Annotated in this window: 25 protein-coding genes; 13 read left to right on the forward strand and 12 right to left on the reverse strand. The window is 71.9% G+C overall.

The window, feature by feature from the left end; genetic code table 11:
* Nucleotides 1–119 precede the first annotated feature (119 nt).
* The 3 genes from AC061S_RS07470 to AC061S_RS07480 all read left to right on the forward strand — a co-directional run bounded on the left by AC061S_RS07470 (nucleotide 120) and on the right by AC061S_RS07480 (nucleotide 2,977).
* Nucleotides 120–1,400 carry a M6 family metalloprotease domain-containing protein gene (locus tag AC061S_RS07470; RefSeq protein ID WP_478685039.1) on the forward strand — a complete coding sequence of 427 codons (1,281 nt, stop codon included), beginning with the start codon at nucleotides 120–122 and terminating at the stop codon, nucleotides 1,398–1,400.
* A gap of 183 nt (nucleotides 1,401–1,583) precedes the next feature.
* On the forward strand, nucleotides 1,584–2,501 hold the full coding sequence (locus AC061S_RS07475) for a zinc-binding dehydrogenase (protein ID WP_478685040.1): 918 nt from the start codon (nucleotides 1,584–1,586) through the stop codon (nucleotides 2,499–2,501).
* A complete protein-coding gene (locus AC061S_RS07480) occupies nucleotides 2,498–2,977 on the forward strand; it encodes a RidA family protein (protein WP_478685041.1) in 480 nt (159 codons plus the stop codon). The genes AC061S_RS07475 and AC061S_RS07480 overlap by 4 nt, the downstream gene beginning before the upstream one ends.
* Nucleotides 2,978–3,017: 40 nt before the next feature.
* Here AC061S_RS07480 and AC061S_RS07485 read toward each other — a convergent pair whose 3' ends face one another.
* On the reverse strand, nucleotides 3,018–3,275 hold the full coding sequence (locus AC061S_RS07485; protein WP_478685042.1) for a WhiB family transcriptional regulator: 258 nt from the start codon (nucleotides 3,273–3,275) through the stop codon (nucleotides 3,018–3,020).
* Nucleotides 3,276–3,518: 243 nt separating this feature from the next.
* Between AC061S_RS07485 and AC061S_RS07490 the strand changes: the two genes are divergently transcribed.
* Nucleotides 3,519–5,270 (forward strand): helix-turn-helix domain-containing protein, encoded by a 1,752-nt coding sequence (locus AC061S_RS07490; RefSeq protein WP_478685043.1) that lies wholly within the window; start codon nucleotides 3,519–3,521, stop codon nucleotides 5,268–5,270.
* 67 nt (nucleotides 5,271–5,337) lie between these two features.
* Entirely contained in the window at nucleotides 5,338–6,066 is a 729-nt protein-coding gene (locus AC061S_RS07495; protein ID WP_478685044.1) for a tyrosine-protein phosphatase, read from the forward strand.
* 49 nt (nucleotides 6,067–6,115) lie between these two features.
* On the opposite strand, the gene AC061S_RS07500 is transcribed toward AC061S_RS07495, so the two are convergent.
* From AC061S_RS07500 to AC061S_RS07515, 4 genes are all read right to left on the reverse strand, one after another.
* Nucleotides 6,116–7,399 carry an ABC transporter permease gene (locus AC061S_RS07500; protein ID WP_478685045.1) on the reverse strand — a complete coding sequence of 428 codons (1,284 nt, stop codon included), beginning with the start codon at nucleotides 7,397–7,399 and terminating at the stop codon, nucleotides 6,116–6,118.
* Nucleotides 7,396–8,124: an ABC transporter ATP-binding protein gene (locus AC061S_RS07505; protein WP_478685046.1), complete on the reverse strand. Its 729-nt coding sequence runs from the start codon at nucleotides 8,122–8,124 to the stop codon at nucleotides 7,396–7,398. The genes AC061S_RS07500 and AC061S_RS07505 overlap by 4 nt, the downstream gene beginning before the upstream one ends.
* Entirely contained in the window at nucleotides 8,121–9,797 is a 1,677-nt protein-coding gene (locus AC061S_RS07510) for an efflux RND transporter periplasmic adaptor subunit (RefSeq protein ID WP_478685047.1), read from the reverse strand. The genes AC061S_RS07505 and AC061S_RS07510 overlap by 4 nt, the downstream gene beginning before the upstream one ends.
* 174 nt (nucleotides 9,798–9,971) lie before the next feature.
* Nucleotides 9,972–10,409 (reverse strand): arsenate reductase ArsC, encoded by a 438-nt coding sequence (locus AC061S_RS07515; RefSeq protein WP_478685048.1) that lies wholly within the window; start codon nucleotides 10,407–10,409, stop codon nucleotides 9,972–9,974.
* A gap of 236 nt (nucleotides 10,410–10,645) precedes the next feature.
* On the opposite strand from AC061S_RS07515, the gene AC061S_RS07520 reads away from it, so the two are divergent.
* Nucleotides 10,646–11,671, forward strand: a complete 1,026-nt coding sequence (locus AC061S_RS07520) for an arsenic resistance protein (protein WP_478685049.1) — start codon at nucleotides 10,646–10,648, stop codon at nucleotides 11,669–11,671.
* A 2-nt stretch (nucleotides 11,672–11,673) separates the two neighbouring features.
* On the opposite strand, the gene AC061S_RS07525 is transcribed toward AC061S_RS07520, so the two are convergent.
* Together AC061S_RS07525 and AC061S_RS07530 are read right to left on the reverse strand one after the other, a co-directional pair.
* A complete protein-coding gene (locus AC061S_RS07525) occupies nucleotides 11,674–12,168 on the reverse strand; it encodes an N-acetyltransferase family protein (RefSeq protein WP_478685050.1) in 495 nt (164 codons plus the stop codon).
* Nucleotides 12,165–12,530: an ArsR/SmtB family transcription factor gene (locus AC061S_RS07530; RefSeq protein ID WP_478685051.1), complete on the reverse strand. Its 366-nt coding sequence runs from the start codon at nucleotides 12,528–12,530 to the stop codon at nucleotides 12,165–12,167. Before AC061S_RS07530 ends, AC061S_RS07525 begins: the two co-directional genes overlap by 4 nt.
* A 139-nt stretch (nucleotides 12,531–12,669) precedes the next feature.
* Between AC061S_RS07530 and AC061S_RS07535 the strand changes: the two genes are divergently transcribed.
* Together AC061S_RS07535 and AC061S_RS07540 are read left to right on the forward strand one after the other, a co-directional pair.
* Nucleotides 12,670–14,040, forward strand: coding sequence for an NAD(P)-binding domain-containing protein (locus tag AC061S_RS07535; RefSeq protein ID WP_478685052.1), 1,371 nt, complete (start codon nucleotides 12,670–12,672; stop codon nucleotides 14,038–14,040).
* Between the two features lie 5 nt (nucleotides 14,041–14,045).
* Nucleotides 14,046–15,329 (forward strand): MFS transporter, encoded by a 1,284-nt coding sequence (locus AC061S_RS07540; protein ID WP_478685053.1) that lies wholly within the window; start codon nucleotides 14,046–14,048, stop codon nucleotides 15,327–15,329.
* A 280-nt stretch (nucleotides 15,330–15,609) separates the two neighbouring features.
* Here the strand turns inward: AC061S_RS07540 and AC061S_RS07545 are convergent, their stop codons facing one another.
* The gene (locus AC061S_RS07545) at nucleotides 15,610–16,014 is read right to left on the reverse strand and encodes an arsenate reductase ArsC (protein ID WP_478685054.1); all 405 of its coding nucleotides are present in this window, start codon (nucleotides 16,012–16,014) and stop codon (nucleotides 15,610–15,612) included.
* A 91-nt stretch (nucleotides 16,015–16,105) separates the two neighbouring features.
* On the opposite strand from AC061S_RS07545, the gene AC061S_RS07550 reads away from it, so the two are divergent.
* The 3 genes from AC061S_RS07550 to AC061S_RS07560 are packed head-to-tail and all read left to right on the forward strand — an operon-like array spanning nucleotide 16,106 to nucleotide 18,268.
* The gene (locus tag AC061S_RS07550) at nucleotides 16,106–16,420 is read left to right on the forward strand and encodes an ArsR/SmtB family transcription factor (RefSeq protein WP_478685055.1); all 315 of its coding nucleotides are present in this window, start codon (nucleotides 16,106–16,108) and stop codon (nucleotides 16,418–16,420) included.
* 34 nt (nucleotides 16,421–16,454) lie between these two features.
* Nucleotides 16,455–17,222: an aquaporin gene (locus AC061S_RS07555; protein WP_478685056.1), complete on the forward strand. Its 768-nt coding sequence runs from the start codon at nucleotides 16,455–16,457 to the stop codon at nucleotides 17,220–17,222.
* Entirely contained in the window at nucleotides 17,219–18,268 is a 1,050-nt protein-coding gene (locus tag AC061S_RS07560; protein ID WP_478685057.1) for an ArsO family NAD(P)H-dependent flavin-containing monooxygenase, read from the forward strand. Before AC061S_RS07555 ends, AC061S_RS07560 begins: the two co-directional genes overlap by 4 nt.
* A 55-nt stretch (nucleotides 18,269–18,323) precedes the next feature.
* On the opposite strand, the gene AC061S_RS07565 is transcribed toward AC061S_RS07560, so the two are convergent.
* On the reverse strand, nucleotides 18,324–18,683 hold the full coding sequence (locus AC061S_RS07565) for an ArsR/SmtB family transcription factor (protein WP_478685058.1): 360 nt from the start codon (nucleotides 18,681–18,683) through the stop codon (nucleotides 18,324–18,326).
* 141 nt (nucleotides 18,684–18,824) lie between these two features.
* Here AC061S_RS07565 and AC061S_RS07570 point away from each other — a divergent pair, with 141 nt between their 5' ends.
* Nucleotides 18,825–20,177 carry an NAD(P)-binding domain-containing protein gene (locus tag AC061S_RS07570; RefSeq protein ID WP_478685059.1) on the forward strand — a complete coding sequence of 451 codons (1,353 nt, stop codon included), beginning with the start codon at nucleotides 18,825–18,827 and terminating at the stop codon, nucleotides 20,175–20,177.
* A gap of 102 nt (nucleotides 20,178–20,279) precedes the next feature.
* Here AC061S_RS07570 and AC061S_RS07575 read toward each other — a convergent pair whose 3' ends face one another.
* The 3 genes from AC061S_RS07575 to AC061S_RS07585 are packed head-to-tail and all read right to left on the reverse strand — an operon-like array spanning nucleotide 20,280 to nucleotide 23,712.
* Complete coding sequence (locus AC061S_RS07575; RefSeq protein ID WP_478685060.1) at nucleotides 20,280–20,969, reverse strand: ATP-binding cassette domain-containing protein; 690 nt, start codon at nucleotides 20,967–20,969, stop codon at nucleotides 20,280–20,282.
* Nucleotides 20,957–22,792 (reverse strand): phosphate ABC transporter permease subunit PstC, encoded by a 1,836-nt coding sequence (gene pstC / locus AC061S_RS07580; protein WP_478685061.1) that lies wholly within the window; start codon nucleotides 22,790–22,792, stop codon nucleotides 20,957–20,959. The genes AC061S_RS07575 and pstC overlap by 13 nt, the downstream gene beginning before the upstream one ends.
* A 2-nt stretch (nucleotides 22,793–22,794) precedes the next feature.
* Nucleotides 22,795–23,712, reverse strand: coding sequence for a phosphate ABC transporter substrate-binding protein (locus tag AC061S_RS07585; protein ID WP_478685062.1), 918 nt, complete (start codon nucleotides 23,710–23,712; stop codon nucleotides 22,795–22,797).
* 584 nt (nucleotides 23,713–24,296) lie between these two features.
* Here AC061S_RS07585 and arsL point away from each other — a divergent pair.
* Nucleotides 24,297–25,547: an arsinothricin biosynthesis radical SAM protein ArsL gene (gene arsL, locus AC061S_RS07590; protein WP_478685063.1), complete on the forward strand. Its 1,251-nt coding sequence runs from the start codon at nucleotides 24,297–24,299 to the stop codon at nucleotides 25,545–25,547.
* Nucleotides 25,548–25,553 lie beyond the last annotated feature (6 nt).

Here is a 25,553-nt window from a genome sequence, read left to right on the forward strand (position 1 = left end):
GGCCTTTTGATCTCGTTTGGCCTCTTCCGGCGCGCGAGCCCGCCCCAGCCGTCGGAGGGTGAGGCCACAGAGCGCAGTCCGGACCCGGCCGGCTGCCGCGGACCCGAAGGCCGATCTCCATGCCGCAGACGCGCCACCGGATACGCAAGACAAGCCGCGCCAGCGCCTACATCGGCATCACCGCGCTGGCCCTCGGCGTCACGGCGACGGCGAGCGCGGGCATATCCGGCCGCAGCCATTCGGCGGCCGGGCCGGTGGCCGCGACCAGTGCCGAGTCGATGCTCGCGCCCTGCAGGATCTCCGGCGCGATGGGCGTGCAGATGTCCGAGGGGCTGCCGACGGCGCCGGGGTACTCGCGCTCGACCGGCGAAGTCCGGGCGCTGAACCTGATGATCGACTTCCCCGACGCCAAGGGCGAGGGCACGGCGGCCGACCGGCTGGCGGAGTTCTTCCCGCAGACGTCCGACTGGTTCCGCGTCAGCTCCTACGGGCGGCTGACCTACCGGGCCGAGGCGCCGATAAGCAACTGGCTGCGGATGCCGATGCCGTTCGCGGCGTACGGGATCGAGCGGGGTTCCGCGTACGAGCCCGGCTACCGCCAGCTCGTCGAGCACATCATCAAAACCGCCGACGCCGAGGTCGATTTCTCCCGGTACGACCTGATAAACATCCTGGTCACCCCGAACGCCGGACCCTCCGCGCTCGACACTGTCCTCTCCGTCACCTTCTCCGGAAACGGGGAGGCCCCGATGGCCGACGGCGTCCCGCTCTCCAACACGTCCTTCGTCTACAGCCGACAGGACGACGGCTCCGGCTCCTACCGGGAGACCGGCTACCGCGTGCTCCCCCACGAGAACGGGCACGTCTTCGGCCTGCCCGACCTCTACACCGCCGACGGCGGCGGCACGGTGGGGCACTGGGACATCATGAGCGAGGACTGGGGCGCCAACAACGACCTGCTGGGCTGGCACAAGTGGAAGCTGGGCTGGCTCGACAGCGCCCAGATCAGCTGCGCCGGGAAGTCCGGGGTCAGCGACCACGTGCTGACCCCGCTGGCCGTGGAGGGCGGCACCAAGCTGGCCTTCATCCCCCTCTCGGAGAGCGCCGGGTACGCGGTGGAGGTGCGCACCCTCGCGGGGAACGACGAGGCCGTCTGCAAGCCCGGAGTGCTCATCTACAAGGTGGACTCCGACGTGGACACCGGCCGCGGCCCCGTCACGGTCTCCGACAGCTCCGGCGCGAGCGGCGGCTGCACCCGGCGGTCCAACGTGCACGCGGAGCTCTCGGACGCGCCGTTCCGGCCGGGCGAGACCTTCACCGACGAGAAGTCGGGCATCAGCGTCTCGGTGGTGGGCGAGCTGCGCAACGGTAGCTACCAGGTCCGGGTCACCCGGCCTTGAGCTCCGCAGGTGGGACGGGCCGGGACGGGACGGGACAGGCCGGGACAGGCCGGGACAGGCCGAGCGGCAGAGGCAAATGCCGACCGTCGGCCCGCCCGATAGCGACCTCCGGCCCCCCACCGGACCGGATCCGTGCCCGCATGGTTGGAAACCGAGCCGTGTAGCGACGTAGTAAGGAGACGCATGAAGGCCTTCGCGCTGCACCGTACCGGTGAGCCGCCCGCCGTACTGGAACGGCCCGTCCCCCACCCGGGGACGGGCGAGGTCCTCGTACGCACCACGGCGGCGCTCATCTGCGCCTGGGACGGGCACACCGCCGCCGGGGCGCCCACCGGGCTCGGCCACGAGGCCGTCGGCGTGGTCGACGCCGTCGGCCCCGGGGTCTGCCCCTCCTACGTCGGCCGGCGCGTCGGCGTCGAGGGCCACGGGCGGCTCGCCGAGTTCTTCCGCGCCCCGGCGGCCGGGGCCGGGCTGGTCCCGCTCCCCGACACGATCTCCGACCACCAGGCCCTCTACGCGGCGGGCGCGCTCCCCACCGGCTTCGCCGCCGCCGAGGAGTCCGGCCCGCCCCCGGGCGGGAGCGTCGTCGTCTTCGGCCAGGGCGCGGTCGGGCTCAGCGCGACCATCGCCGCCGGCCGGCTGCGCGGGGCCCGCGTCATCGCCGTCGAGCCGGAGATGAAGCGCCAGCGCCTCGCCCTGCGGTTCGGGGCCGACGTGGTGATCGACCCGGCCTACGAGGACACCGCCGAGCGGATCCTGGAGCTGACCGGCGGCGCCGGCGCCGACCGCGCGATCATGGCGACGGCCGCGCCCGCCGCCGCGAGGGCCGCCCGCGAGGGGCTCTCGGGGAGCGGGAAGATCACGTACGCCCGCTGCCGGCCGCCGCAGAGCAGCGGGGCGCGGCTCGCGCGGGCGCTGCACCTGATCGGGGACGGGCTGGTGGACCCGACGGTGATCACCACGCATGAGTTCCCGTTCGACCGGGTCGGGGAGGCCTTCGGGCGGCTCGCCGCCAAGGAGCCGGGCATGATCAAGCCGGTCATCCTCTTCCCGCGGCCGGGCCCCTCCTCCCCCCGTGACCACAAGGAGATCCGAGCATGACCAGCACCCCCGAAGAGCGGCTCGCCGCGGCCGGACTGAAGCTCCCGCCGACCCCCTCGCCGGTCGCCGTCTACGTCCCCGCCGTACAGAGCGGGCACTACGTGCACACCTCCGGCCAGCTCCCGATGGTCGACGGCGCCCTCCCCCTCACCGGGAAGGTCGGCGCCGAGGTCACCCCGGAGCAGGCCAAGGAGCTGGCGCGGCAGTGCGCGCTGAACGCGTTGGCCGCCATCACCTCCGTCGCCGGGGACCTCTCGGCGGTGAAGCGCGTGGTCAAGGTGGTCGGCTTCGTGGCCAGCGACCCGCACTTCACGGGGCAGCCCGGCGTGCTCAACGGCGCGAGCGAGCTGCTGGGCACCGCCTTCGGAGACGCGGGCATCCACGCCCGCAGCGCGGTCGGCGTGAGCGTGCTGCCGCTGGACTCCCCCGTCGAGGTGGAGATCCTCGTGGAACTACACGCTCCGATGGGCCTCTAGAGCCTGTCGGATCGTGCCGGTCGGGCCTCCGGATCCGCCGTCAGGGGCGGCCGGACTGCCTGCGGGTACGGCGCTCGTGTCCGGTGAGTCCGCCCCAGATCCCGAAGTTCTCGCCGATCTCCTGGGCGTACTCCAGACAGGCGCCGCGGGCCGGGCAGGAAGAGCAGATCTGCTTCGCCCGGGCGGCGGAGCCCGAGGCCTCGGAGTAGAAGAGCTCGGCGCACTCCTCGTCGGAGGTGCACACCGCCTTCTTCCACCAGTCGTGGTCCGGGGCGGGCCGCGGAAGCGTGATCCCCATGGCCGGCACTCTCCTTCGCGTCGCTGTCTGCCCCCAGGCTGACAGCGGCGGACGGCCGCGATGAGGGCCGATCGGCACCAGCAGACAGTGCCGATCGGCCCCCGGCCGTCACCGATCCCATGAACCGGGCCCATCGAACTCACCCCGATTTCCATGGAATTACCCCAACGTAAAGGCCTGACCTGCGGTTCGGCGGGGAGAGGTCGCGAACGCGAACGTACGGGCGCATGGCAGGCTGGAGCCATGAGGCTGCGTGATCTGCTGTCGTCCGAAGAGGCCCAGGCGCCTGCGGACCTATGTCTGCTGCGCCTGCTGCGGCTGCCCGGCGGCGAGCGGGACCTCGACCGGCCCGTGCTGGGCACGGTGACCATCGACCTGCCCGACCCGGGGCGGTTCGTGTCCCCCGGGGACCTGGTGCTGTCCGGACTGGCCTGGCACCGGCGGCACCGGCCAGGCCGGCAGGACGCAGCGGCCGACCCGTCCGACGCGTTCGTCCGCGTCCTCGTGGAGGCGGGCGCCGTGGCGCTGGGCGCGGGCGAGGCGCGGTTCGGCCACGTCCCCGAGGATCTGGTGGAGGCCTGCGCCCGGCACGGGCTGCCGCTGCTCGCGGTGGGCGTGGAGGTGCCGTTCACCTCGGTCACCGAGTACGTGGCGCGCGGCCGGACCGAGGAGCGGATCGGCGGCCTCGCCGCGCTCGTGGACCGGCACCGGCGCTTCAGCACCGACCGGCAGGCCGGGGCGGGGGCCGACGCCCTGCTCGAACTGCTGCTGGCCGAGCTGGACCTGCGCGCGCACATCCTCTCCCCGACCGGCCGGCAGATCGCGGGCGCGCGGCCGCCGCTGCCGGAGAAGACGGCCTCGGCGCTGGCCGGGCGGTTCCTGGCCGCCGAACGGGCGGGTGAGCGGGCCCCGCACCGTACGGTCGCGCGCGGGACGGCCTTCTCCCTGTTCCCGGTCCGCTCCGGTACCGGGGAAGGGGACTCCGCTCCCGGCGCGGCGCTGACCGACTGGCTGATCGCCGTCGAGGCCGACAGCGCCGACTGGAACGGCGAACGCGTCGACCTGATGGAGCAGCTCGCGCGCCTGGTCTCGGTGGAGCGCGGCGGCCGCGACACCGACCGCACGATGCGGCGGCGCGCCGCCGAACGGCTGCTGGCGCTGGTCGGCTCGGCCGCCGGAGGGGAGAGCGGGCAGTCGCTCTTCGAGGAAGAGGAGGCGGCGGCGGCCCGGCTCACGGCGGGGACCGCCGGCCAGGAAGGCCAGGAAGGCCAGGCAGGGCAGGCAGGCCCGGGAAGCCGGCTTCGCTGGCAGGCCGTGTCGGCCCGGCTGGACGCGAGGGGCCCGCACGGGTTGCCCGTAGCGGCGTCCGTACGCGACCTGCTGGAGGAGGTCCTGCTGCATCCGCGCTGTCTGGGGCCGGAGGCCGGACCGCGGATGGCCGTCACGGCGGCCGGGGACGGGGCCGAGGCCGTCGCCTTCGTGCTCGTCGGGGCGGACACCGCACTGACCCCCGATGCCGTCGTACGGGTCGCGGGCTGCTCACTGCCGCGCGGGCTGCGGGCCGGGGAGCGGCTGTCCTTCGGCGTCAGCGATCCGGTGGGCGGGGCCGCGGAGTTGCGGCACGCGCTCGCGCAGGCCCGTAACGCCCGGCAGGTCGCGGACCCTTCGGAACCGGTCGCCGCCTGCGGGCCGGACGATCTCGCCGCACACGTCATGTCGCTGCTGCCGCTGATCCCGGCCGAGGTCCGGCGGGAGTTCAGCCGCCGGCTGCTGGCCCCGCTGACCGACTACGACCGGCGCTACCGCTCCGACCTGGTGCCCACCCTGCGGTCCTTCCTGGAACACGACGGCTCCTGGGCGCGCTGCGGCGAGGCACTGCACCTGCACGTGAACTCCCTGCGCTACCGGATCAGCCGCATCGAGGCGCTGACCGGGCGCAACCTGAGCCGGCTGGAGGACAAGATGGACTTCGCGGCGGCCCTGCGGATGGGCTGAGCCCGCCCGGAGTAGCCTCTCGGTCCGCAGGAAGATCACCGGCACGCCATCGAGGGGGATCCGCCGCATGACCCGCCACATCGAGTTCGAGCGACTGCACAACTTCCGTGACCTGGGCGGCTATCGCACGGATGACGGCTCCACCGTCGTGTGGGGCGCCCTCTACCGGGCGGACTCGCTCGGCAAGCTCGCGGGCGCCGACTGGGAGCAGTTCCTGGCCCTCGGCGTGCGGACGGTCATCGACCTGCGCTACCCCTGGGAGATCGAGGCCAAGGGGCGGATACCGGAGCCCGAGCGGTTCACGTACGCCAACCTCAGCATCGAGCACCGGCCGTACGACCAGGCCGAGATCGACCCGGACACCGACCCGTGGCGGTTCCTCGCGGACCGGTTCGCCGAGGTCGCCGAGGACGGGGTGGCGGAGATCCGCGCCGCGATCGAGCTGCTCGCCGATGGCCCCGGGCCGGCGGTCTTCCACTGCACCTCGGGCAAGGACCGCACCGGCCTGATCGCCGCACTCGTCCTGACCCTGCTCGGCGTCGACGAGGAGCAGATCCTCACGGACTTCGCCCTGACCGAGCTGGCGACCGCCCGCCTGACGGCCGACTGGCACACCGCCAACCCGGGCCGCACGATGCGCTGGCCCTCGTACGGGCGCGCGCCCGCCGAGATCCTGCGCCTGACCCTGGCGGATCTCGCCGCCCGTCACGGCTCGGTCCACGCCTACCTCGCCGACGAGGTCGGCATCACCCCGGCCACGACGGAGCGGCTGCGGGGCCGGTTCCTGACGCGGTGACGGCGGGCAGCCAGGCCGTCTCGGTCGGATCTTGCCGGTCGGGCACGCGTCAGCGGCGCAGCGCCTCGGCCGGCTGGACCCGACTGGCCCGCCAGGCGGGGTAGATGCCGGCCAGCAGGCCCGTCACCAGGCCGAGCGCGGGAGCGGCCGCGACGATTCCGGGGTGCAGTACGGGCGTCCAGTCGCGGACCAGGGCCACCGCGACGACGGTGACCGTGCCGAGGGCGGTGCCGATCAGGCCTCCGAGGCTGCCAAGGGCCGCGGATTCCGCGAGGAACTGTGCGGTGACGTGCCGGGTACGGGCGCCCAGGGCCCGGCGCAGCCCGATCTCGCCGGTGCGTTCCATGACGGCGACGAGGGTGGTGTTGGCGATGCCGATCGTGCCGATGAAGAGGCAGAGGGAGGCGAGGAGGAGGAACAGCTCGTCGAGATCGGCGGTGACGTGCGCGCGCAGGGTCCTGGGATCGGGCGGCGGGACGGCCTTGAAGTACTCGGGGTGCGAGGGCGAGAGCGCGGTCGGCGCCTCGGCGGCGACCTGGGGGGCCGCCCCCAGCCGGGTGGAGACGAGCATCCTGGCATCGCCCTTCGGGACGCCCCAGAGCTCCTGGGCCGTGGAGCGCGGGACCACCACGGACAGCAGCAGGTCGGCCTTGCGCTCGACGTCCTCGACGATCCCGATGACGGTGAACCCGTGGTCGCCGATGAAGACGGCCGGCCGCGTCTCCAGGGTGGTGATGCCGAGCCGGGACGCCGTACCGCTGCCGATCACGGCCACGCGCTGCTTGGTGGCGTCGTGCCAGGCGTCGTGGACCCGGCCCTGGGCGAGCGTGGGGCCCGCCGCGTCGAGCGCTCCGGCAGAGGCGGCGACGACCGGGAGGTCTCCGGCCCCCGCTCCGGCCGCCGCGCCGGCCGCCGGACCGCCGACCGGGGTGGACCGTACGGCCTGGCCCGCGCCGAGCCGGACGGTCCAGTAGACGCCGGCGTGCCGTACGCCGTTGAGGCGGGACACCCGCTCGTCGGCGTCGGGCGGGAAGGCCGGGTCCAGGAACTCGTTCGTCTGCGCCGAGACGTCCTCGACGGTCACCTCGGTCGCCGTCAGGGTGTTGAACCGCTCGTCGATCTGCGAGGAGGCCGTGGCCGTCAGCCCGAGGACGGCCACGAAGGTACCGACGCCGAGGACGGTGCCCACCGCGGTGAGCGCCGAGCGGCCGGGGCGTTGCAGGACGCCGGCCAGGCACTCCGAGAGCAGCTCCCGCCAGGCGAACCGGGAGCGCGGGACGGGGCGTGCGGGGCGGCGGAGGCGGAGCGGGAGCCGGGGGCGGGGGCGGTTCACGGGCGGACCAGTTCGCTCAGTACGCCGTCGCGGATGGCCACCGTGCGGTCGCCGCGGGCCGCCACCGCGGGGTCGTGGGTGATGACCACCACCGTCATGCCGTCCCGGTGCAGCTCGTCGACGAGCTCCAGGATCGAACCGGCCGTGGTGGTGTCGAGGTTGCCGGTCGGCTCGTCGCACAGCAGCAGCGACGGGGCTCCCACCAGCGCCCTGGCGATGGCCACGCGCTGGCGCTCGCCGCCGGAGAGGGTGGTCGGCAGCGCGTCCGCCCGGTGGCCGAGGCCGACCCGGTCGAGCGCTTCCCGGGCCCTGGCCCGCCGCTCCGCGCGGCCGCTCCCCCGGTAGACCAGGGCCAGGGCGACGTTCTCCCAGGCGGTGCGGTGCGGGAGCAGGTGGAACGCCTGGAAGACGAAGCCGATGCGCTGGGCGCGCAGGGCCGTACGGTCGGCGTCCCGCAGCGTGCCGGTGTCGACCCCGTCCAGGAGGTAGCTGCCGCTGGTGGGGGCGTCGAGCAGCCCGACGATGTTGAGGAAGGTGGACTTGCCCGCGCCGGAGGGCCCTACGACGGTCAGGAACTCTCCCCGTTCCACCACGAGGTCGCAGGGGGCCAGGGCCGCCACCGGCGGGGGGCCGGGGTAGGTCAGACCCGCCTGCCGGAGTTCGACGACGGCGGCTGGGGCGGGGGCGGGGAGGGCCGCGGGGGCGGCGGGTCGCGGGGAGCTCATCGACCCTTCTCCGGCCCGGAGGCCGAGGAGGCCGAGGAGCCCGCCCCGCTGTGCTGCCCGCCTTGAGGGCCGGTCTGGGGGCTGGTCTGGGGGCCGGTCGGCCCGCCGCGCACGCCCACGACGGCGCGCTCTCCCTCGGCCAGGCGGTCGCCCTCGGTGGGCCTGACCTCGACGTGGCCGTCGCCGGTCGTTCCGGTGGTCACCCGCACCCGGCGGCGTACGCCGTCCGCCTCCAGCACGGTCACGTACGTCCTGCCGTCCACCGCGGCCGAAACCGCCGAGACCGGAACCACCAGGACCGCGCCGCCCGTCGACGCCGCCTCGATCGTCAGGCGCACGTCCTGGCCGGCCAGCCTGGGGTCCAGCGGCTCCTTGGGCTGGACGACCATCAAGTAGCCCTTGGGCCCGACCGGTTGCTGCCCCGGAGGCTGTCCCGGGCCGGTGGCCGGCTGCTCCTGGCCCAGCGTGTCGGCGACCGAGGCGACCGAGGCCGACGCGGTCGCGCCGATGACCTCGGACACGATCTCCACCTGGCGCCCCGGCTGCACCAAACCCCTCTGGTACTCCTGGAGGTAGCCGTTGACCACGAGGGCTCCGGCCGACACGGTGAGCACCTTGCCGGACACCTGCGCCCCGACCTTGGCGGCGATCGAGTCCACCCGGGCGGGGAAGCTCGACAGGAAGACCACCTCCGCGACGGGCAGCATGGGGCCGGCCGCCGCCAGCACCTCCGCCAGTTGGGCCCGCGCGGTGCCCAGGTCCTCCTTGGCGCGCTCGACCTGCTTGCGCAGTTCGCTCAGGTCGGCCTCGGAGTCGGGGCCGGGGCCGGGGGCGGGGCCGGGGGCGGCACCGGAGCCCTTGCCGTCCAACGCCCGCGGATCGGCTCCGCGAGCGCCCGGCGACGCTCCCGGACCGGCGGACGGACCGGTGGACGGACCGGTGGACGGACCGGTGGACGGACCGGTGGACGGAGCGGCCGGCGGTGGAGCCGAGGCGGCCTTCCCGGCCCGGTCCGCGGCATCCCGCGCGTCCTCCACGGCGCGCTCCGCCGAGGTCACGGCCTTGCGCGCGTCGGCCACCGAGGCGTTCCCGTCAGTCAGCGCGGGCAGCGGGTCGTAGCCGGCGGAGGCGTAGAGCGCCGCCAGGGCCGCCTTCGTACCCTCCCCGAACCACCCGGCCCGGTCGGCGCCCGTGCCGTGGCCCAGCCGGGCGAGCGCCTGCTGCAGTTGGGCGACGTCGCCGCCCTCGGAGCCGGGCTTGAGGTCCCGGTACGCCGGCAGGGTGCCCCGTAGCGCGATGACCGGGCGTCCGGAGGCCTCCAGGAGCACCTGGCCCTCCTCGGCCCGGCCCCCCACGGCGACCGGCAGCTTCGTGACGACGGCGCCGGCCGCGCCGGGGGCTCCGCCGACCGCGGTGACATCCACGGACTGCTGGGCGGTGACGGTCCCGCGCACGACCACCGAGGCCACCAGCACCCGTTGTTCCACGGGGGCCGTCAGCACGCTCGGCGGCGGGGCCGCGGAGTCCGCGGCGGCCTGGGCCGGCGACTTGATCACCTGCGCGACCGCCACCCCGATACCGGAGAGCAGCACGGACCCCGCCGCCACCCCGACGACCCATCTGCGCCGGCGCGGGAGCCCCGCGGGCGGCGGCTGCTGCTGCTGGTCATTCATCCGGAGGTCCCCCGCGAGCTGCCAATTCCTGTTCCGCCGAAGGGTTTTGGAGCCCGTCGGCGGCAAGGCGATCATTAGATCACCACGGAGCTCCGGCAAAAGAGACAGTCCGGGACATGCCAGCGATCACAGTTGGATAAAAGCGGAAGAGCCCTGCCGCCAGGGGGCGGGCGGTCAGCCCTGCTGCCGCTCCTTCGCGTCGACCTCTGCGACCAGGCCCCCGATCAGGCCCTCGATCAGGCCCTCGATCTCGTCCCGGATGGGGCGTACGGCCTCAACGCCCTGGCCCGCGGGGTCCTCCAACTGCCAGTCCAGATAGGTCTTGCCGGGGAAGAGCGGGCAGGCGTGCCCGCACCCCATCGTGATGATGTAGTCGGACGCCTGCGCGGCCTCGGCGGTGAGGACCTTCGGCCGCTGGTCGGAGATGTCGATGCCCAGCTCGGCCATCGCGGCCACGGCGGACGGGTTGATCCGCTCTCCGGGCAGGGAGCCCGCGGAGCGGACCTCGACGCGGTCTCCCGCGAGATGGCGCAGGAAGCCGGCGGCCATCTGCGACCGGCCCGCGTTGTGGGCGCAGACGAACAGCACGGACGCGAGCGGAGTGGAGGCCATCAGCTCTTCCTTCATGGGCAGGGGCTTCGGGACGGCACTCCGCAGAAACCCACGAAAGGCTCAGCCCACACTGATATCAGCCCCAAATGATGTGACAGTATCAGCGCATGATGACGTCAGCCACCACTGATCCGATCCGAGTGATCGCCGACCCGCGAGGCCCTCGCGGAATCCTTCGGCGAGCTGGCCGCCACCGCTCGCGTCACCCATGAGACGAACCGAAAGCGAGCCTGCTGATGACCACGACCGCGCCCGTCCGCGAGGACGGCTCGATCGTAGCCAAGCTCCCCACCCTGGACCGCTTCCTGGCGGTCTGGATCCTGCTGGCCATGGGCCTCGGCCTCGGGCTCGGCCGGCTGATCCCCGGCCTGAACGACGTGCTCGCGAAGGTCGAGATCGGCGCCATCTCGCTTCCCATCGCGGTCGGCCTGCTGGTCATGATGTATCCGGTCCTCGCCAAGGTCCGGTACGACGGGCTCGACTCCGTCACCGGCGACCGCAAGCTGATGGTGTCCTCGCTCGTCGTCAACTGGCTCGTCGGCCTGGCCCGCTGCATCGCCATGGTCGTCATCTGGAACGACCTGGCCTGCGGCGACCGCGAGGCCGCGGCCGTCCTGGTCGCCCTGAACTCGGTCTTCCAGGTCATCGCGTTCGACGTCCTCGGCTGGTTCTGCCTCGACCTGCTGCCCGGCCGGCTGGGCCTCGGCGAGGGCGAGCACCTCGACATCTCGATGTGGAAGATCGCGCTGAACGTCGCCGTCTTCCTCGGCGTCCCGCTGCTCGCCGGCTTCCTCACCCGCCGCGTCGGCGAGAGGAGGCTCGGCCGTGACGCGTACGAGTCGGAGTTCCTGCCGAGGATCGGCCCCTGGGCCCTGTACGGCCCGCTCTTCACGATCGTCGCCCTCTTCGCCCTGCAAGGCGGGAACATCACCTCGCAGCCCGTGGACGTGGCCCGCATCGCGCTGCCGCTCCTCGTGTACTTCGCGGTGATGTGGTTCGGCACCTTCGCCCTCGGCAAGGCCATCGGGCTCGCGTACGACCGCACCACCACGCTCGCCTTCACCGCCGCCGGCAACAACTTCGAGCTGGCCATCGCGGTCGCCATCGCCACCTTCGGCGTCACCAGCGGCCAGGCCCTCTCCGGGGTGGTCGGCCCGCTGATCGAGGTCCCGGTCCTGATCGCGCTGGTCTACGTGTCACTGGCCTGGCGCAAGAGGTTCACGACCGTCACGACCGTCACGACGGCCCCGACGGCCGCGTGACCTCAGTCGATCCGCGGGCTGCGGCGCTCCAGCAGTACGACGTCGCGCCACACGCCGCGGAGGCGGCCGATGCGCGCGCGGGTGCCGATGACCCGGAAGCCGGCCCGCTGGTGCAGGGCCAGGCTCGCGGTGTTCTCGGGGAAGATCCCGGACTGGATCGTCCAGATGCCCGCCGCCTCGGTCGAGGCGATCAGCGCGTCCAGCAGGGCGCGGGCCACCCCGCGGCCGCGGGCGCCGGGGTGGACGTAGACGGAGTGCTCGACCACGCCCGCGTACGCGGCCCGGTCCGAGACCTTGGACGCGGCCACCCAGCCGAGCAGCTTCCCGTCCGGGTCGACCGCGGCGAAGCGGTGTTCGGGCAGTCGCGCCGCGTCGAACGCCTCCCAGGTGGGGGCCTCGGTCTCGAAGGTGGCGTTGCCCTCGTCGATCCCGGCCCGGTAGATCGCCAGGGCCTCGTCCGCGTGCGCGCTGGTCAGCGGCTCGATACGGATGCTCACGCCGAGCCCGCCCGGGCCAGCAGGGCGCCCATGGCCGCCAGGACGGCGGGCTCCACGCGGTAGTACACCCAGGTGCCGCGCCGCTCGGAGGAGAGCAGGCCGGCGTCCTTGAGCTTCTTCAGGTGGTGGGAGACGGTCGGCTGGGATACGCCCACGTCGGAGATGTCGCACACGCAGGCCTCGCCGCCCTCGTGCGAGGCGACGGCGGAGAACAGCCGCAGGCGCACCGGATCACCCAGGGCCTTGAACATCACCGCGGTCCGCTCGGCCTCCTCGGCCGTCAACGGGCGCTCCGACAGGGGCGGACAGCAGGGTGCGACGGCCTCCGGCTCCAGCAGCGGCAACACCTCGGAAAGGGACATGCGGCCATCATCCCCAGAAATTAGATGGATGTCTATGTTGACGAACGTCGATACAGAGTGTCAGCCTGGAGCCCTGCCGGAACATCGATAAACGTCGAAGCAGCGAAGTGGTCCAGTGAAGTCGTCAGGGGAGCCCGTCGTGAACGCATCCACCGAAGCCCTGCCCGTCGTCGTGATCGGAGCCGGTCCGATCGGCCTCGCGGCCGCGGCCCACCTCGTCGAGCGGGACATCGAGCCCCTCGTACTGGAGGCGGGTCCGGCCGCGGGGTCCGCGGTCCGTGCGTGGGCGCACGTACGGCTCTTCTCCACCTGGGGCGAGGTCGTCGACCCGGCCGCGGAGAAGCTCCTCGCCCCGACCGGCTGGGTCAAGCCCGACCCCGACACGTACCCCTCCGGCGGGGACTGGGCCGAGCGCTACCTCCAGCCCCTGGCCGACGCCCTCGGCGAGCGCGTCCGCTACGGGGCGACCGTCACCGGAGTCTCCCGAACCGGCCGTGACCGCATCGTCGACGCCGGCCGCGTGGCCCAGCCCTTCGTCATCCACTACACCGCCGCCGACGGCACCGAGGCCCGTGTCTTCGCCCGCGCCGTCATCGACGCCTCCGGTACGTGGTCCACCCCGAGCCCGGCCGGCGGCAGCGGACTGCCCGCCCTCGGCGAGCGCGCCGCGGGCGACCGCATCACCTACCGCGTCCCCGACCTCAAGGACCCCGCCGTCCGCGCCCGCTACGCCGGCAAGCGCACCGCCGTCATCGGCTCGGGCGCCTCCGCGTTCACCGCGCTCGCCTACCTGGCCGACCTCGCCGACCTCGCCGAGGAGGAGGCCGGAACCCGCGCCGCCTGGATCCTGCGCCGCGGCATCTCCGGCTCCACCTTCGGCGGCGGCACCGCCGACCAGCTCCCCGCCCGCGGCGCCCTCGGCCTCGCCGCGAAGGCCGCCGTCGACGACGGCCACGCCGACGCGGTCACCGGCTTCCGCACCGAAGCCGTCGAACGCGACACCGACGGCCGCCTGATCCTCGTCGGTGAGGACGGCCGCCGCCTGGACCCGGTCGACGAGGTCATCGTCCTCACCGGTCTCCGCCCCGACCTCAGCTTCCTCGGCGAACTCCGCCTCGGCCTCGACGAACGCCTCCAGGCCCCCACCGCCCTCGCCCCGCTGATCGACCCCAACCAGCACTCCTGCGGCACCGTCTACCCGCACGGGGTCAACGAGCTCTCCCACCCCGAGAAGGACGTCTACCTCGTCGGCATGAAGTCCTACGGCCGCGCCCCGACCTTCCTCGCCATGACCGGCTACGAGCAGGTCCGCTCCATCGCCGCCCACCTCGCGGGCGACCAGGAAGCCGCCGAGCGCGTCGAGTTGACCCTCCCCGAAACCGGAGTCTGCGGCGGAGCCGGCCTCTTCGAGCAGCCCGCGTCACCCTCCGCCCAGGGAACCGGCGGCGGCTGCTGCTCCACCCCCGCCGCCCTCACCATCGGCGCCCCGGCCCCCACCGGCGGCTGCTGACCCCGGTGACGGACCTCCGAAGCAGCGGGGCCGCGACCGGCACGGGGGACCGGTCGCGGCCCCGCGCCGCGCTGCCCGCACTCTGCGTCACGCAGATCACCAGCTGGGGCATCGTCTACTACGCCTTCCCCGTCCTCCTCCCCCGCCTGACCTCCGACACCGGCTGGTCCGTCAACGCGGCCACCGCCGCCTTCTCCCTCGCCCTCCTCATCTCGGCCCTCGCAGGCATCCCCATCGGCCGGATCCTCGACCATCGGGGTCCGCGCGCCGTGATGACCTTCGGCTCGGTGATCGGCACCCTGGCCCTCCTCCTCATCGCAGCGGCCCCGAACCTGCCGGTCTTCACCTGCGGTTGGATCCTCGCGGGCATCGCCATGGCCGCCACCTTCTACCCGCCCGCCTTCGCCGCCCTCACCCGCTGGTGGGGCCCCGACCGCGTCCGAGCCCTGACGATCGTCACCCTCGCAGGCGGCCTGGCCTCCACCGTCTTCGCACCGCTGACCGCCACCCTCGCCGAACACCTCAGCTGGCGAGCCACCTACGTCGCGCTGGCCGTGACCCTCGCCGCCGTCACCATCCCCGCCCACGCCCTGGCCCTGCGCGCCCCCTGGCCCCCGGCCCCGCCCTCCCCACCCTCAGCCGACCGCACCCCGGTCGCCCGCAGCCGCCCCTTCCTCCTCCTGGCCGTCGCCTTCACCTTCTCCGGCTTCGCCATGTACGCCGTCGTCATGGGCCTCATCCCGCTCCTCACCGAACGCGGCGCGAGCCCGACAACGGCCGCCTGGGCCCTCGGACTCGGCGGGGCAGGGCAGACTCTCGGCCGCACCCTCTACGCCGCCCTGGCAACCCGTACGTCCGTCACGACCCGAACCGTCACCCTCATCGCCCTCGGCGGCGCGACCACCGCATCACTGGCCTTCGTTCCCGGCCCACTGCCGCTGCTGGTCGTGTTCGCGACCCTCGCGGGAGTCGTACGAGGCAACCTCACCCTCCTCCAGGCCACCGCCGTCACCGATCGCTGGGGCACCACCCAGTACGGCCGCCTCTCCGCCCTGCTCGGCGCCCCGGCCCACATCGCGGGAGCACTGGCCCCATGGGCCGGCGCCGCCCTCGCGGGCCCACTCGGCGGCTACCCCCACCTCTTCGCGGCCCTGGCCTCGCTCTCGGTCGTGTCCGCCTGCCTCGCACTGGGCACCTCCGGGAAAAACCGCGGCCGGGCGGAGACTTCGACACCGTCCGCGAGGCGACCGCGCAGCCGGAAGACCTCACCCGGTCCCCCCGAGAACTGAGCCGCGGAGCCCGCCGCCGATCCGCTACCGTGTCCCTGGGCTGCCCTCGCGGCAGCCCAGGACCTTGCCGAGGCGAGCCGGACTCTCACGCAGAGTGTTCAGCCACGCTTCACGCAAGGCCCGCCTTCGTGGGCCTTGCGGAAAACTACGAAACCGCAGATCAGGGCCCCGCCTTACAAAGCCTCGGGAACGCCCCTCTCCCATTTCGGGAACGTATGGCGCTCCTTCGCAGGTCAGCACGGTCCCCGTCGGCCGTGACTCCCTCAACGTCACTCACACCTCAGGCTCCGGGCGCGATCTCCGCGATCAGGCCCTCGACCAGCTTCTTGATGTCATCCCGGATCGGGCGTACGGACTCGACACCTTGACCAGCCGGGTCCTCGAGCTTCCAGTCGAGGTAGCGCTTACCGGGGAAGACAGGGCAGGTGTCGCCGCAGCCCATGGTGATGCAGACATCGGAGGCCTTGACCGCGTCGACGGTGAGCATCTTGGGGGTTTCGGCGGACATGTCGATGCCGACCTCGCGCATGGCTTCGACCGCAGCCGGGTTGACCGAGTCGGCGGGTGCGGAGCCGGCGGACCGGACCTCGACGCGGTCCCCGGCCAGGTGGGTCAGCCAGGCAGCAGCCATCTGGGACCGACCCGCGTTGTGGACACAGACGAACAGCACGGAGGGCTTGGACACGGCAGGTCTCTTCTCAAGCAGGTGGGTGTACGGCAGCGCACGCGTCAGCGCCGGATGGTGTCATCTATCAATGATGTGAAAGTATCAGCACATGATGACGTCAGTCGACACTGAACTGATGCGGGTGCTCGCCGACCCGCTCAGGCTCCAGATCGTGACCCTGCTCGCCCGCGAGACGCTGTGCACCACACACCTCGTGCAGGAGACCGGCGCCAAGCAGACCAACCTCTCCAACCACTTGAAGGTGCTGCGGGAGGCCGGGGTCGTGGAGACGGAACCCTGCGGACGCTTCATCTACTACCGCCTCAAGCCTGACGTCATCGCCCAGCTCGCCAGCCAGTTCGCCCACCTCGCCGAATCGGCTCGCGCCACCGTCGAATCGAACCTCAAGCGGTCCTGCCCGTAGCCCGCTTCCCGCCTCGCCTGCCCGAGGAGCACCGTTGACCGCCCCCGAGTCCGCCATACCCGCCAACGCGCCCCAGCCAACCCCCGGCGCGCCCCCGCCCCGCACGCCCCTGGCCGCCCGCGCAGCCGCTGAACTCGTCGGCACCGCCGCGCTGGTCACGGTCGTGGTCGGCTCCGGCATCCAGGCCACGGAGCTGACGCACGACGTGGGCTTGCAGCTGCTGGCGAACTCCCTGGCCACCGTCTTCGGTCTCGGCGTCCTGATCACCCTCCTCGGGCCCGTATCCGGCGCCCATTTCAACCCCGCGGTCACCCTGGCCGAGTGGTGGACGGCCCGGCGCCGTGGCGCCGACGTCACGTCGCGCGAGCTGGCCGTCTACGTGCCTTCGCAGATCGTCGGCGCGGTGGCGGGCGCGGTGCTCGCGGACGCGATGTTCGGGCAGCCGCTGGTGAAGTGGTCGACCCACGACCGCTCGGCCGGGAACCTGCTGCTCGGAGAGGTCGTGGCGACCGGCGGGCTGATCCTGTTGATCTTCGGCTTGGCCCGTACCGACCGCCTGCGCTTCGCACCCGTAGCGGTCGCCTCGTACATCGGCGCCGCGTACTGGTTCACCTCCTCGACCTCCTTCGCCAACCCGGCGGTGACCGTCGGCCGCGCCTTCACCGACACCTTCGCGGGCATCGCCCCCACCTCGGTCCCGGCCTTCATCGGCGCCCAGCTCACGGGAGTGGTGGTGGGCCTGGCCCTGACCGCCGTCATCTTCATGCGCGGCAAGACGGACACCGGACCGCCCGCCGCATGATCCGCCACACGGACGTGGTCGTGATCGGGGGCGGCCAGTCAGGGCTCGCCGCGGGCTACCATCTCCGCCGCTTGGGCGTCGAGTTCACCATCCTCGATGCCCAGGCCACGCCCGGCGGAGCCTGGCAGCACACCTGGGATTCCCTCCACCTCTTCTCCCCGGCGTCGTACTCGTCGCTGCCGGGGCGGATCATGCCCGCACAGGACGGAGAGACGTACCCCGGAGCCGGGCATGTCGTCTCCTACCTCAGCGACTACGAGAAGCGATACGAACTGCCGGTCGTGCGCCCCGTACGCGTCCAGGGCGTCCACCGCGACGGCGAGTTCCTGCGCGTTGAGACCGACTCGGGCGACTGGCTGGCCCGGGCCGTCATCAGCGCCACCGGCACCTGGTGGCGCCCCTTCGTCCCCGCCACAGGCGGGAAGTTCGATGGCCTACAGCTCCACACGGTCGACTACCGGTCACCCGAGGACTTCGCGGGTCGGCGTGTCATCGTGGTCGGCGGCGGAAATTCCGGCGCACAGGTCGCGGCGGACCTCGCGTACAAGACCGACCTGACCTGGGTCACGCAGCGCGAGCCACGTTTCCTCCCCGACGACATCGACGGCCGCGCCCTCTTCGACGCGGCCACTGCCCGCCGCCGGGCCCTCGACGCCGGCCGCACCGATACCGGGGGTGTTTCCTCCCTGGGCGACATCGTCGCCGTCCAGCCCGTGCGGCAGGCCCGCGACGCCGGACTCCTCACAGCCCGGCCGATGTTCGACCGCCTGACTCCTGAAGGCATCGCCTGGGCCGACGGTACGAGCACCCGGGCCGACGTCCTCATCTGGTGCACGGGATTCCGCCCGGCGCTGTCCCACCTGGCCCCGCTGGGCCTACGGGGCGCGCGTGGCCGCATCCCCACACGCGGCACGCGGACCGTCGACGAACCGCGCCTGCACATGCTGGGCTACGGGGACTGGACCGGCCCTGCCTCTGCCACCCTCATCGGCGTCGGCCGCCCGGCCCGCGAAGCCGCCCGGGAGATCGCCGAGCTGTTGGGCTGACACGGTCGGCGCGTCCGGTCCGAGTGAGCCCGGCCGCGGTGGAAGCCGAAGTCCGTCAGCCGCTCGTTGCGAGGAGCCGGGCCATCGCCGCCACCACACTCGGCTCGACGCGGTAGTACACCCAGGTCCCACGCCGCTCGGAGGAGAGCAGGCCGGCCTCCCTGAGCTTCTTCAGGTGGTGGGAGACGGTCGGCTGCGAGACGCCGACATCGGATATGTCGCACACGCACGCCTCCCCTGCCACGTGGGAGGCGACCGCCGAGAACAGCCTCAGGCGGACCGGGTCGCCGAGCGCCTTGAACATCGCGGCCGTCCGATCGGCTTCCTCGGCGGTCAGAGGGCGTTCGGTCAGCGGCGGGCAGCAGGGCACAGCGGCATCCGGCTCCAGCAGGGGCAAAGCAGCGGCATTCGACATGCCTCCACATTGACATGCATCGAATCAGCAGGCCAGCGCCCCACCCTGATTCGACAGTTCTCTATGTTGACGTTTATCGATACAACATGCCATGCTGGCACCTCAAGCCATCGACAAACGTCGAAGCAGTGGGAGTCCGTCGTGAACGCATCCTCCGCAGCCCTGCCTGTCATCGTGATCGGAGCCGGCCCGGCCGGACTCGCCGCGGCTGCTCACCTGGTCGGGCGCGGCATCGAGCCTCTCGTCGTGGAGGCCGGGCCCACAGCCGGCTCCGCAGTGCGCCAGTGGTCGCACGTACGCCTCTTCTCTCCCTGGTCGGAAGTGGTCGACCCTGAGGCCGAGAAGCTGCTGGCCCCCACTGGCTGGACCGCGCCCGCCCGCGACGCCTATCCGACGGGCGGCGACTGGGCAGAGCAGTACCTCCAGCCCCTCGCGGACGTCCTCGGCGGCCGAGTCCGCTACGGCACGCAGGTCACCGGCGTATCCCGCGCCGGCCGGGACCGCATCGTCGACGCCGACCGCGACCAGCAGCCCTTCACCGTCCACCTCCTGGGGGCGGACGGCACTGAGGACCGGCTCCTGGCCCGGGCCGTGATCGACGCCTCCGGTACGTGGTCCGCCCCAGGCCCTCTCGGCGGCGACGGTCTCCCCGCGCTCGGCGAGAAGACCTCAGCCGACCGGATCTCCTACCGCGTCCCGAACCTCAAGGACCCCGCGATCCGGGCCCGCTATGCAGGCAAACGCACCGCCGTCGTCGGCTCCGGTGCCTCCGCCTTCACCGCGCTGGTCTACCTCGCCGAGCTCGCGAAGGAGGCCCCGGGCACGCACGCGGTCTGGGTCCTCCGGCGCGGCATCGGCGGCTCCACCTTCGGCGGCGGAGCCGCCGACCAACTACCTGCCCGCGGCGCCCTCGGTCTCGCCGCGAAGGCGGCGGTGGACGGCGGCCATGCGGACGCGGTCACCGGCTTCCGCACCGACGCCCTCGAACAGGACGGCAACAGTCGCCTGGTCCTCATCGGTGCGGACGGCCGCCGCCTCGAACCGGTGGACGAGGTCATCGGCCTGACGGGCTTCCGTCCCGATCTGTCCTTCCTGAACGAGCTCCGCCTCGGCCTGGACGAACGCCTCCAGGCACCCACCGAACTGGCTCCGCTGATCGACCCCAACCAGCACTCCTGTGGCACCGTCTACCCCCACGGCGTGAACGAACTCTCCCACCCCGAGCGGGGCATCTACCTCGTCGGAATGAAGAGCTACGGCCGCGCCACCTCGTTCCTCGCCATGACGGGCTACGAGCAGGTCCGCTCCGTCGCGGCGGCCCTCGCGGGTGACCAGGAAGCCGCCGAGCGGGTCGAACTCACCCTCCCCGAGACCGGGGTGTGCGGAGGCACCGGGCTCTTCGATGAGCCCGAAGCCACCGAAGGCACCAGCGGCTGCTGCACGACCCCCGCCGCGCTCACGATCGGCACCCCGGCCCGCTCCGGCGGCTGCTGAACTCAAGGTGACCGACCGCCGAAGTGACGGGCGGGTGACAGACGCCGGGCCCGGTCCATCGTGATTTCGCCACGACGGACCGGGCCCGGTTCCCGCCCCCGCTCAGACTGCTGCCGAGGAGTGCTCCATGGTCTCCGGCAACTCCAGACGCACCGTGCGGTCGCAGAGCCGTTCCACCTGCGCCGGATCGTGCGAGACGAGGAGGACCGTGCGGTTGCCGCGGAGGGCCGCCACGGACTCCTCTACCGTGTCCCGGCTCCGCTCGTCCAGGGCACTGGTCGGTTCGTCCAGTAGGAGGGCCGCCGGCTCCAGGGCCAGGGCACGGGCCAGGCACAGCCTCTGACGCTGTCCCGCAGAGAGCGTCTGGGCCGATTCGTCCAGCCTGTTGTGGACCTCACCCCACAGACCCGCTTCCCGCAGGGCCTGTTCCACACGGTCACGCATCTCCGCCCGGGAGGCGCGCACCAGGTGTCGGAGGCCGAAGAGGGCGTTGTCCAGGACGCTCCCGCCGAAGACGACGGGTGTCTGCGGCACGAGGACGACCGTGCTGCGCAGGCCGGAGTCGCCCTTTCCCTGCCGGACGGGGCGCCCGAGCACGTCGAGATCACCGTCGCGGGTGAGGCCGTGGGGCAGCAGGTCGACCAGGGCGCGCAGCACGGTGGACTTGCCTGCGCCGGAGGGGCCGCACAGGCCGGTGGTCGATCCGGCTTCCAGCTCGAAGGTGACCGGCCCCACCAGGGTCTTCTTGCCGTCGAGGACCCGCAGGTCGCGGACGGATATCACGTGGTCCATCGTGCTCCTTCGGAGCGGTTGCGCAGTGCCACCGCCAGGCTGAGAAGTACTGCGGTGATCAGGACCAGGACCAGGGCGCTCCCCCATGCCTGGGTGATCGCCTCAGGTGCACCCGAGTCCTGGGACAGGGTGAAGATGTGGGTCGGCAGCGCCTGCACCGGGGAGTCGACGATCCCGCTCGGCAGGGCGGGCGCCCCGAAGAACACCGTGGCGGTGAAGATCAGGGGAGCCGTCTCGCCCGCCGCCCGGGCCAGGCCGAGCAGCAGACCGGTGAGTGTGGCCGGCCAGGTGTAGGGGATGACCACGGAGCGGATGTACTGCGCGCGGGTCAGGCCGAGTGCCAGGGCGCTCTCGGTGAGTTCGCTCGGCATGCTCCGGATGCGGCCCGCGGTGGTCAGGGCGATGACCGGCACGACCACGGGAACCAGCACGATCGCTCCGGCCAGCCAGGACCGGCCCCATCCCATGGCGGTGGAGAAGAGGACGTACCCGGCCAGACCCAGCAGGATGGTCGGGGTTCCGCCGATGGCCACCGTGAGGGTCTCCAGCACACGTGCTGTCCTCGCGGAGGCCAGGGTGCCGATGAGAACGCCGGCGCCGTAACCGAGGGGCAGCGCGATCAGCGCCGTGGTGGCCATCAGCAGGAGCGTGCCGAGGATCTGGTCACTCACCCCGCCCCCGGCCGCACCGGTGGAGGAGGTGAACCAGAAGGCCGGGTTGAGTGCGGAGCCGCCTCGCGTCACGAGGATGGCGAGCATCCCGACGAGCAGCGTTCCCGGCAGCAGCAGGGCTACCGTCCGCAGCAGGGTCGCGAGCCGGTCCCGGGGGATGCGCATCCGGGCGGCGGCCCGGTGGGAGCGCAGCCCGCGCTTCACGGAACGGCCCGGGGACGAGCTGCGGGTGCCCCACACCGTGGCCGCGGCCACCAGGACGAGCAGGAGGATGCCCAGGGCGCACAGCGCGGCGAAGTAGGGACCGGAGGTGCCCGCGAGCATCGGCTCCGGGCCGGCCAGCTTGGTGGTCAGGGTCTGCCCGGGGTGCACCAGGGAGGAGAAGAAGCCCCCGAGCGACTCCGGAAGCCTTCCGTCGGCCCGTCCGATGACGAGGAAGACCGCGATCGCCTCGCCGAGCCCCCGGGCCAGGCCGAGCAGGACACCGGCACGCATGCCCGCTCGCGCCTGGGGCAGCACGGCCGACCGTACGACCTCACGGCGGGTCAGGCCGAGCGAGTACGCGGCCTCCCGGTAGCGGGCTGGAACGGCAGCCAGGGCGTCCACGCTGACGGCCACGATCGTCGGCATGATCATCACAGCGAGGACGATGCCTGCGGCGAGCAGGCTGTCGCCGCCCGGTACGTCACCCAGTGCGGCGACGAACGGCCGGATCACCATGATGCCGATGAGGCCGTAGACGATGGAGGGGACCGCCGCCAGCAGTTCGATGCTCAGCCGCAAGGGCCGGGCGAAACGGGGCGAGAGGTACTCCGACAGGGCGATGGCCGCGGACCAGCCGACCGGTACGGCCAGCACGAGCGCCAGGGCGCAGACGACGGCCGAGCCGTAGATCATGGACAGGGCGCCGAAGGCCCCGTTCACCGGGCTCCACGACCGGCCTGCGATCTGGCTGAGCCAGTCGACTTCGCCGCTCGCGATGCCGGTGGCGAGGTATCCGATCAGCACCAGCAGGACGAGGACGACCGAGGACATCCCGGTGTAGACCCATCCCCAGACCCATCTCGCCCGGCCGGGGCGGCCACCCTGGGCGGGCGGCCGCGATGCGACGGATCCGGGCGCCTCGTGAGGGCGCTCCAGGGTGCCGCTCACTGTCAAAGCCCCATCTGCTGGCGGGTCAGGTAGCCGTGGGCGGGCAGCAGCTTCTGGCCTTCGGGCGAGAGGACGTAGTCGATGTACTCCTTGACGGCGCCCTTCGGCTGACCATCGGTGATCATGAACAGCGGCCGGGTCATCGGGTACTTGTTGGACGCCACGTTCTCAGGGGTGGGAGCGACGCCCTCCAGGGCCACGGCCACCAGGTCGTCGTGACCCTCGATGAAGCCGGTCGACAGGGGGGCGATGGAACCCTTGGTGGACTTCAGCTTGTTGCGGGTCTCCAGGTTGCCGCCGACGACGGCGTAGTTGTCGGACTGCGGAGGAAGCGGGGGCTTCTCCTTGCCGTAGACGAACTTGTCGAGCACCTCGCGGGTGCCGCGACCGGGCTCCTTGTCGTAGACGAAGACCTTCAGGTCCGGGCCGCCGACCTCCGACCAGTTGGTGATCTTGCCTTCGAAGAGGCCCTTCACCTGCTCCTTGGTGAGGCTCTTGACTCCGGCGTCGGCGACCTCCTTGGTGATGACGATGCCGACGGCGTCCGCACCTATCTGCGTCGGCACGAAATCGGTGTTCGGGTACGTCTTGCGGTCCTCGTCAGACATGGGCTTGGAGCTCAGCGCCACCTTGATCTGCTTCTGACCGAGCTGGGAGATCCCGCCGGCCGAACCGCCCTGAGTGGCCACAGTGATCTTGAGCCCTCGGGACTTGAGTACCTCGGCGGCATCCGATGCGACCGGGGCAACAGTGGTCGATCCGCTGGCTTGAAGTGTGGTCGAGGCGGCGTTGTCGGAGCCGGCGCAGCCCGTCAGCACCATCGCGAGGAGCAGCGCGGCGGAAGCGGCGAAAGCGATCCGCTTCCGCTTTCCGGTGGGGAGCGACGGTGTCCGGTGGGGGTCGGTGATCATGACAGACATGGCGGTGCCTTTGCTGGTGGATGGGTGAGTTGACTGAGGAATGCGTGCGGGCGAGCCACGCCGACGATCAAGAATCTGCTCCGTGGCAAGGCGGGCGCGAGCCTTGATCACCCGACCTGCCGGGCCGCGAACCCGTCCGCCTCACAACGGTCTGGTGTAGACCTTTTTCGGACACTCATCCAGAAAGGCCACATCCCGCAGCAATCGAAGACTGGCGATGGAGCAAAAAGGATCAAGGACGCCCACACGGAGGCCGGTGCAACGCTGCAACCTTGTCCGACCGACGTCCATCACGGAGGCAGGATTCGTGGCCTACCTCGTGGAATTCAGATGCCGTAGGGGTTCCACGACCCGACCCGGCGATCATTGACGATAGCGGCACGCCTCCCGAGCAGCAAGGATCGGCCGCGATCTGGAAGGGAAACGGGCGTTTCATCCAGAGCCCCATTCATCGATCCATTGACATACATCGCTGAAAGCTGACATGGTTCCGGCCATTGGTCGACACCGCCGTCCGCCACCTGGGCTCCTGACCGCCGCCCCGACTTGCGGTCTTTTCATGCCGATCACTCCCTGGGGGGGAAGTGCCTCAACCTCGTGTGCTCGTAGCTTCCGCGTTCGAAGCGGAACTCCAGCCGTTGACCTGCGCCGTCGTCGCAGCCGCCCTGCAGCAGCACGACGCCCGCGTGGTGGGCTGGGACGCCCATCTGCAGCCGGACGCCCTGCCCGAAGGGCCCTTCGACCTGGTCCTCGTCTCAGTGCAGCAGTTCGAAGGACTTGAACGCGGTATCACCCTGGCCCGCAGGATCCGGGAGGCATTCCCCGCGCAGGTCATCGCCTTCGGTCAATACGCGCAGATGAATCACCGGGCATTCCTCGACGTCGTCGACGGCATCGTCATGGACGAACCGGAGCTGATCGCCGCCGAGCTGGTGGAACTCGCCGCCGGCAGCCGCGAACTCGCCACGGTGCCCGCGCTGATGACCGCAGGTGGTCTGAGGCCCAAGCCCGCACGCTCACGCATCTCCGTCGTCCGCCCGGCCCGAGAGCTCTTCCCCTCCCTCGTGCACTACCCGGCCCACCACTCGCCGTTCGGACTCATGGGCAACATCGAGTCCACCCGTGGCTGCCACCACAAGTGCACCTACTGCTCCGTGTACGGCGCCTACGACGGCGGCATCGCCGCCTATGACGCGGACAGCGTCCTCGCCGACGCCCTGCAGCTGGCCGAGGAGGGCGTGCGGCACTTCTGCTTCATCGACGCCGAGTTCTTCAACTCGCGCACCATCGGGATCAGCGTGGTCGAGCGCCTCGTCGAGGCCATCGGACCGATCACCTTCGAGTTCACCACGCGCGTCGACCACGTACTGGACTACACGAGCGAGCTGGAGAAGTTGGTCCCGCTCGGCCTCAAGCGGGTCACCTGCGCGCTGGAGTTCCCCTCCAACCGGATCCTGCGCATCTTCGACAAGCACATCGACGTCGATCACATGAAGGAAGCGGTCACGGAAGCGGCGCGGATCGGGTTCGAGCTCTACCCGACCTTCATCCCGTTCACCCCGTGGATCGAGTACGAGGAGCTCCTGGGCTTCGAGGACTTCCTCGTCGAGACCGGGCTGGCCAAGGTCACCGACCCCACGGCGCTTCAGACCCGCCTGCTCCTCTTCAAGGGATCCCCGCTGTTGTCCTCCCCGTGGATGGAGGACATCGCGACCGTCGACCGCGGCTTCTGGGTCGAGTGGACCCACCCGGACAAGCGAGTCGAGGAACTGTGGCAGGAGCGCCGCACGGACGCCGAGGACATGGGCAAGATCCGCTGCTGCGTCAAGTGCTGACCCGCC

The organism is Streptomyces sp. CA189 (assembly GCF_056428985.1).